The organism is Streptomyces sp. NPDC127092, assembly GCF_042722475.1.
GTDB lineage: Bacteria > Actinomycetota > Actinomycetes > Streptomycetales > Streptomycetaceae > Streptomyces.
This window is the reverse complement of sequence record NZ_JBHXFE010000214.1, coordinates 1-530: the sequence shown is the minus strand read 5'-3', so window position 1 is coordinate 530 and position 530 is coordinate 1. Positions and strand designations below refer to the sequence as shown.

1 protein-coding gene is annotated in these 530 nt (G+C 74.2%); it reads right to left on the bottom strand.

Features of this window, described 5'->3' with window-relative positions:
• Positions 1-530 (bottom strand): ATP-binding cassette domain-containing protein (locus ACFWJO_RS39000; protein WP_386872958.1); only part of this gene is annotated, 530 nt, incomplete at both ends.

Genomic DNA, 530 nt, shown 5'->3' with positions numbered 1-530 from the left:
CGCTGTCCCGCGCTCAGCCGCCCGCCGCGCTTGGCGACGTCGGTCGCGTAGCCCTCGGGCAGCCCCAGGATGAAGTCGTGCGCCCCCACCGCCCGGGCGGCCGCCTGGATCTCGGCCTCGGTGGCGTCGGGCCGGCCGAGGGCGATGTTCTCCGCGATCGACCCGGAGAACAGGAACGCCTCCTGGGTCACCATCACCACGTTGCGCCGCAGATCCGCCTGGCTGAGCTCGCGCAGCTCCACCCCGTCCAGCGTCAGCGAGCCGGCAGAGACGTCGTAGAACCGGGCGATGAGCTTGGCCAGCGTCGACTTGCCCGCACCCGTCTGGCCCACCACGGCCACGGTCTGCCCGGCCGGGATCACGAGGTCGAACTCCGGCAGCACCACCCGGTCCGGTCCGTAGCTGAACACCGCGTCCCGGAACTCCACCCGCCCGGACGCCACGCCCGTCCCCGGAGCGTCGGCCCCGGGCAGCGGCGTGGGCTCGGCGGCCTCCACCACGGTGGGCTCCTCCTCGAGCAGGCCGGAGAC